This window comes from Streptomyces sp. NPDC060031, assembly GCF_042736805.1.
Taxonomy (GTDB): Bacteria; Actinomycetota; Actinomycetes; order Streptomycetales; family Streptomycetaceae; genus Streptomyces.
The window spans coordinates 1-6,116 of the sequence record NZ_JBHWVM010000174.1 but is presented as its reverse complement, the minus strand read 5'-3'; the positions used below and the strand labels follow the sequence as shown (position 1 = coordinate 6,116).

Here is a 6,116-nt window from a genome sequence, read left to right as displayed (position 1 = left end):
ACCCGGAAGGGTGGGGAGCCGTTGCCCGTGCGGTCCCGGGATCAGCCGCGCTGGATGCCCGAGGTGTCGTTCAGGACGCCGCGGCGGCCGTCCTGGGTCTGGGCGATCAGCACGGCCGGGCCGCGCTGCTCCACGGCCAGGTACCAGGTGCCGGGGGCCAGTTCGGCGATCGGGGTGGGGGAGCCGTCCTCGGCGAAGAGGGGGCGGGCCACCGGGACCGCGAACCAGAACGGGGTGAAGTCCGCCGCCGGGGCGGGCGCGGCCGCCTCCTGCGGGGCGGGGCTGAAGTCCGCGCCCGGGGCGGGGGTGGCCGAAGCGTCCTGCGGGGTGCCGCCGTACGGCGGGGCCGGCTGCGGGGTGGTCCCGTACGGCTGCTGGGCGCCCGGGTAGCCGTACCCGGCGCCCGGCTGGGGCTGCGCGCCGTACGGCGGGACGGCCGCGGCGGCCGGCTTCGCCTCGGGCACCAGGGGCCCGGCCAGCGCCGGGATCTTCGAGCCGAACAGGGTCGCGCCGGCCAGCGCCAGCGTGCTCAGGAACGCGATGATGCAGCCGGCGCCCAGGTCGGCCCCGCTCGGGCTCGTGATCAGCGACCACAGCGAGGACCACGCGGCCGCGACGGCCAGCACGGTGCCCCAGGCCCGCAGCGGCAGCCCCAGGAGCTGGCGCCCCTCGGGCTGGAAGCGGGCCGCGATCAGCAGGCCGGCGGCGATGAAGGCGAGCAGGAAGATGGTGGGAAGCGCCAGACGGTACACGTCGGTGTCCCACACGCTCGGCAGGTCGAGGCCGGTCGCGGAGTAGAAATCGAGGAACGAGGCGATGAACAGCAGCGCCGCTGCTCCGATCACCACGCCGTCGCCTCGAGTGAGGGAGCGGATGTTCACGTCTTAGGTGTCCTTCTCGGTCTCGGTCGTCTCGTGGTGCCGCGGTCGCACGCGTCATGACGGGAGTGGGGCGGGGCACCATGGTACGGAGGTCTACCGCGACCGAGAGGATCGGGGCGGCGGGCTGTCCCGTGGGGACTACCCGCCGAGGAAGCCGACGATGCCGTCCGCGATGCCCTGGGCCGCCTTCTGGCGCCACTCCGGACTCGTCAGCTGCGCCGCGTCCTTGGCGTCACGCATGTTGCCGCATTCGATGAACACCTTGGGGCGGGTTGAGAGGTTCAGTCCGCCGAGGTCGTCGCGGACGACCAAACCGGTGCCGCTGCCCAGGTAGTTGGCGGGGGAGGAACCGGTGGTCCGGGCGAAGTTCCCGGCGATCCGCTCGCCGAGCTGCCGGGAGGGGCCGACGATCTGCGCGGTGTCGGCGCCGCCGCCCTTGACCTTGGCCGGGAGGATGACGTGGTAGCCGCGGTTGCCCGCCGAGACGCCGTCCGCGTGGACCGAGACCACGGCGTCGGCGCGGGCCTCGTTGCCGATGCGGGCGCGCTCGTCGATGCAGGGGCCCCAGGGGCGGGCGGCGCCGGCCTCGTGGGTGAGCAGCACCTTCAGGCCGCGGCCCTCCAGGATGGTGCGCAGCCGGCGGGAGACGTCGAGGCTGAACTCGGCTTCCATGTAACCGGCGTTGGTGGTGGTGCCGGTGGTGTCGCACTCCTTGCGGTTGGTGCCGATGTCCACCTGCTGGTCGATCTCGTCGGTGTGCTGGAAGTTCCCGGTGTTGTGGCCGGGGTCGATGACGACGGTACGTCCGGCGAGCGGGTCGGCCTTGGCGTCGGGGCCGGCCGTGGCGCCCGCGCCCGGTACGGGGGAGGAGGCGGCCATGGGCATGACGATCCGCGGCGGGCGCGCGTCGTCCGGGCCGGCCCCGGCCAGCACCTGGGTCAGCACCCAGCCCGCCAGGCAGGTCGGGGCGACGGCGGCCGCCGCGACGGCGAGGGTGGACCGCCGCGCGTACCAGGGCCGGTCCGGGGAGGCCGGGACGCCCGGGGAGGTGTCGTCGGCGGCGTCGGAGGGCGGGGGGCTGTCTTCGTAGCGCACGCCGCGATGCTAGACCGGCGATGTGCTTGTCGTACGGACCGTAGCCCGTCCGGGGGCGTGGCCGATGAGAGGCCACGCCCCCGGACGGGGGTCCTACCCGGCAGCGGCCGACCGCGTGAACCGTTCACCGTGGCCGGGGTCGTGGTACAGGTAGAACTCGCCTTGCGGGTCCCTATGGAGCCACATGGCCCAGATCTGGCACATCGGCGAGCCTGAATTCTCCGGCTTGTAGTCGAACCGAACCCCTGGGGGCTCGTCCTGGCGCTGGTCGAGGGCCCAGGCCCCTTCGCCGGAGAATGCGGATGCGGGGGTCGCGTCGCGTAGACAGGAGGGGGGTGTCCGGACACCCGCAAGGGTCACCTTGCCGTCCTCTTTGATGTCGATCCGCCCGCCCTTGGACCCTTCCCACGTGCCGATGGCGTCCGAGGCCTTGAACCCGGGCACGCGATTGCGGTCCGCTTCGCGGATCGAAGCCACGGCCCCCAGCGCAACGAGCAGAGCCAGGCATGTCGCGGCAAAAGCCACGCTTCGGCCGCGCTTCATCACTTCCATCTTCCGGTTCATAAATCAACGGGACCGGCAGCGCGGTGACTGCCGCGGGGCCCGCCGTCGATACCAGCAAGTGGGTGGCGGCGGTCGAGCCGCTGCTGATCTCCTCCCGCTGGAAGCTCAACGAAGGCGCGCCGTCGGGCGGGGCGTCCGGGGGTGGAGGAGTGGGTCAGATGCCTTCGCCCGTGCGGCGCAGCACGCGCAGCGAGTCCGTCACCGAGACCTCCTCGAAGGCGCCGGAGGCCAGTGCGCGCAGGTAGATCCGGTACGGGGCCTGGCCGCCGTCGGCGGGGTCGGGGAACACGTCGTGGATCAGGAGGGTGCCGCCCACCGCGACGTGCGGGGCCCAGCCCTCGTAGTCGCCGGTGGCGTGCTCGTCGGTGTGGCCGCCGTCGATGAAGACGAGGCCGAGCGGGCCGCCCCAGGCCGCCGCGACCTGGGGGGAGCGGCCGACCATGGCGATCACGTGGTCCTCCAGCCCGGCCCGGTGCAGGGTGCGGCGGAAGGTGGGCAGGGTGTCCATCAGCCCGATCTCCGGGTCCACCACGGTCGGGTCGTGATACTCCCAGCCGGGCTGCTGCTCCTCGCTGCCGCGGTGGTGGTCCACGGTGATCGCGGCGACACCGGCCTCGCGGGCGGCGTCGGCCAGCAGGATCGTGGAGCGCCCGCAGTACGTGCCGACCTCCAGGAGCGGGAGCCCGAGTGCGGCGGCCTCGACGGCGGCCGCGTGCAGGGCGAGGCCCTCACCGACGGGCATGAACCCCTTGGCGGCCTCGAAGGCGGCGAGGGTCTCCGGCTTGGGGGTGGCGGCGGCCATGGGTTCCTCCTGAGCTGCGACTGGTCGGCCCATGGTGTCCTACCGCCGGGTAGCGGGCCATGGCGGGTCCGGGTCCGGGTCCGGGTCCGGGTCCGGGTTCGGTCGCGGTTCGGGTGCCGCTCCGTTGCGGGGGCTCCGCCACCGGGCCCCCGCAACTCACACGCCGGCGGGGCTGTATGCGCAGGCCCGGGCGGCCTCAGGGTTTCACGCGTCGCACTCGAACCACACCGTCTTGCCGCTGGCCCGCGGCAACGTGCCCCAGCGGTCGGCCACCGCCTCGACCAGGAGCATCCCGCGGCCGTCCTCCGTGAGCGGGTCCTTGCCGCCCCCGGGTACGCGCGGCGGGTGCGGGCAGCCGTCCGTGACCTCGACCCGCAGCCCTTCCGGCCGCCGCAGGATGAGCACGGCGCAGCCCCGGCCGGGGACGTGCCGCACGACGTTGGAGACCAGCTCGGTCAGGGCCAACTCGGCGGCGTCCGACAGCTCGTCGATGTCCCAGGCGGCGAGGAACATCCGCAGGACGCGGCGCATGTGACCGGCCGAGTGCTCACCGACGGTGAAGCCCATGTGGTAGCTGTCGCCAATCGCCGCCGGGAAGGCGTCAGTTGCGTGATTCATGTCACCAGAATGGGCGGGCGTGGTTACGCTCGGCTACGGGTTGAAACGAACGCCGCACCGCGTGAACTTGGGGGAGACCGCCTCATGGTCAACATCCGCGATCTGGATCCCAGCGCCTCGCCGCTGGACTACTACGGCTCGGAACTGCGCCGCCTGAGGGAGGAGGCGGGGCTGAAGCAGCTCCAGCTCGGCCGCATCGTCTTCTGTACCGCCTCGCTGATCGGGCAGGTCGAGACGGCGAGAAAGGTCCCGACTCGCGACTTCTCGGAACGGGTTGACGCTGCGCTGGGGACGGGCGGGGTGTTCTCCCGGCTGGTGGGGTTGGTGTTGAGGAGTCAGCTGCCGAGTTGGTTCCAGGCGTATGCGGAGATGGAAGCCAAGGCGGAGTACATCTCCACGTTCCAGTCGCAGCTGGTCTACGGGCTGCTTCAGACGGAGGCCTATGCGCGGGCCCTGTTGAGCGTGGACCGTCCCCGTCAGGTCGACGTCCTGGTGGCAGCTCGCATGGATCGGCAGCGCATCCTGGAGCGTGAGCGCCCGCCCGCCCTGTGGGTGGTGCTCTCCGAGGCGGCGTTGCATCAGGAAGTTGGTGGGCGGGAGGTCATGCGAACCCAACTCGCCCACTTGTTGACCTTCCTGGAGCGGCCGTGGGTGCAGGTTCAAGTGCTGCCGTTTTCGGCCGGACAGCACACGGGGATGCTCGGGTCGTTCAATCTCCTCCGCTTTGATGACGACCCGGACTTGTTCTATCAGGAGGGCTACGCACAGGGGCACATGACCGCCAACCCGTCACTGATCAGGGAACGTTCGGTCGGCTACGCTCGGCTGCAAGCTGAAGCGCTCTCTCCGGAGTGCTCGGTCGCGCTGATCGCTCGCGTAATGGAGGAACGTTATGGGGAACGGGCTGGATCTGACGAGCGTGCAATGGCGTAAGTCGTCGTACAGCGGAACCACCGGCGGTGACTGTGTCGAGTGCGCCCCCCTCGGCGCCGCCGCCCAGCCCTGCCTCGTCGCCGTCCGCGACTCCAAGAACCCCGGTGGCCCCGCCTTCACCGTGAGCCCCGGTGCCTTCACCACCTTCGTGAGGGCCCTCTCCGTCTGATCCCCTTTACCCTGAGGCGAGTTCGACCGACCACAGGGGACCGACGGGGGAACCGGCAGCATGAGCAGTCAGGACGACGACGACAACGTCGACGGCGGCATAAAGCCGCTCGCGGCCGCCGATCCGACCCGAATTGGCCCGTACCTGCTGCTCGGGCGGCTCGGCGCCGGCGGCATGGGGCGGGTGTTCCTGGCCCGGTCCGAGGGCGGGCGGACCGTCGCCGTGAAGGTGGTGCACGAGGAGCACGTTTCCAACTCGCACTTCCGGGCCCGCTTCAAGCGCGAGATCGACGCCGCCCGGCGCGTGGGCGAGCGGTACACCGCTCCCGTCATCGACGCGGACCCCGACGCGGAGCGGCCCTGGGTGGCGACGGGGTACGTGCCGGGGCTCTCGCTGGAGCAGATCGTACGCCGGCACGGCCCCCTGCCCGTGGAATCCGTGCACGCCCTCGCCGAGGGGCTGTTGCACGCGCTCAAGGACATCCACGCGGCCGGGATCGTGCACCGCGACCTCAAGCCGTCGAACGTGATGCTGACCGTCGAGGGCACCCGTGTCATCGACTTCGGCATCTCGCGCGCCCTGGAGACCTCCGTCGAGTCGCTGCTCACCAGCACCGGCATGGTCGTCGGCTCGCCCGGGTTCATGTCGCCCGAGCAGGTGCGCGGGCAGCGGGCCGGGGCGAAGAGCGACGTGTTCACGCTCGGCTGCGTCCTGACGTACGCGGCCACCGGCCAGCTGCCGTTCGGGGCCGGCGCCAGCAACCAGCACGCGGTGATGTTCCAAATCGTGGAGGGCGAGCCGGAGCTGGAGCGGGTGCGGGACGAGGCCCTGCGGGCGCTCATCCGCCGCTGCCTGGTCAAGGGCGTCGAGGAGCGGCCCGGGGTGGACGAGCTGCTGGAGGATCCGGAGCGGGTCCGTCCGGCGGCGCTGGGCGGCGCGTGGCTGCCGCCCGGGGTCGTGGCGCGCCTGGCCCAGCAGGCGGCGCGGCTGCTCGACGCGGAGGCGGCGCCCGAGCGGGAGCCGGCGCCGGGGGCGGCCGTGGACCCCACGGACC

Annotated in this window: 8 protein-coding genes; 3 read left to right on the top strand and 5 right to left on the bottom strand. The window is 72.1% G+C overall.

Going from position 1 to position 6,116, the window contains the following annotated elements:
* Positions 1-41: 41 nt before the first annotated feature.
* The 5 genes from ACFWB8_RS36455 to ACFWB8_RS36435 all read right to left on the bottom strand — a co-directional run bounded on the left by ACFWB8_RS36455 (position 42) and on the right by ACFWB8_RS36435 (position 3,960).
* Positions 42-881: a hypothetical protein gene (locus ACFWB8_RS36455; protein ID WP_385237452.1), complete on the bottom strand. Its 840-nt coding sequence runs from the start codon at positions 879-881 to the stop codon at positions 42-44.
* Between the two features lie 138 nt (positions 882-1,019).
* Positions 1,020-1,976 (bottom strand): N-acetylmuramoyl-L-alanine amidase, encoded by a 957-nt coding sequence (locus ACFWB8_RS36450; protein ID WP_385237449.1) that lies wholly within the window; start codon positions 1,974-1,976, stop codon positions 1,020-1,022.
* Positions 1,977-2,069: 93 nt separating this feature from the next.
* On the bottom strand, positions 2,070-2,528 hold the full coding sequence (locus ACFWB8_RS36445) for a hypothetical protein (protein ID WP_385237446.1): 459 nt from the start codon (positions 2,526-2,528) through the stop codon (positions 2,070-2,072).
* 166 nt (positions 2,529-2,694) lie between these two features.
* Entirely contained in the window at positions 2,695-3,342 is a 648-nt protein-coding gene (locus ACFWB8_RS36440; protein ID WP_385237444.1) for a class I SAM-dependent methyltransferase, read from the bottom strand.
* 204 nt (positions 3,343-3,546) lie between these two features.
* Positions 3,547-3,960, bottom strand: a complete 414-nt coding sequence (locus ACFWB8_RS36435; protein ID WP_385237441.1) for an ATP-binding protein — start codon at positions 3,958-3,960, stop codon at positions 3,547-3,549.
* An 84-nt stretch (positions 3,961-4,044) separates the two neighbouring features.
* Here ACFWB8_RS36435 and ACFWB8_RS36430 point away from each other — a divergent pair, with 84 nt between their 5' ends.
* From ACFWB8_RS36430 to ACFWB8_RS36420, 3 genes are all read left to right on the top strand, one after another.
* The gene (locus ACFWB8_RS36430) at positions 4,045-4,893 is read left to right on the top strand and encodes a Scr1 family TA system antitoxin-like transcriptional regulator (protein WP_385237438.1); all 849 of its coding nucleotides are present in this window, start codon (positions 4,045-4,047) and stop codon (positions 4,891-4,893) included.
* Positions 4,853-5,062 carry a DUF397 domain-containing protein gene (locus ACFWB8_RS36425; RefSeq protein WP_385237436.1) on the top strand — a complete coding sequence of 70 codons (210 nt, stop codon included), beginning with the start codon at positions 4,853-4,855 and terminating at the stop codon, positions 5,060-5,062. Before ACFWB8_RS36430 ends, ACFWB8_RS36425 begins: the two co-directional genes overlap by 41 nt.
* Before the next feature lie 60 nt (positions 5,063-5,122).
* Positions 5,123-6,116, top strand: a 994-nt coding sequence (locus tag ACFWB8_RS36420; RefSeq protein ID WP_385237433.1) for a serine/threonine-protein kinase, incomplete at its 3' end; no start/stop codon positions are given.

Bases quoted from the DNA above. Each gene is read 5' to 3' on its own strand.
- ACFWB8_RS36445 (WP_385237446.1), bottom strand. From the start codon at position 2,528: ATGGAAGTGATGAAGCGCGGCCGAAGCGTGGCTTTTGCCGCGACATGC.
- ACFWB8_RS36440 (WP_385237444.1), bottom strand. From the start codon at position 3,342: ATGGCCGCCGCCACCCCCAAGCCGGAGACCCTCGCCGCCTTCGAGGCC.
- ACFWB8_RS36435 (WP_385237441.1), bottom strand. From the start codon at position 3,960: ATGAATCACGCAACTGACGCCTTCCCGGCGGCGATTGGCGACAGCTAC.
- ACFWB8_RS36430 (WP_385237438.1), top strand. From the start codon at position 4,045: ATGGTCAACATCCGCGATCTGGATCCCAGCGCCTCGCCGCTGGACTAC.
- ACFWB8_RS36425 (WP_385237436.1), top strand. From the start codon at position 4,853: ATGGGGAACGGGCTGGATCTGACGAGCGTGCAATGGCGTAAGTCGTCG.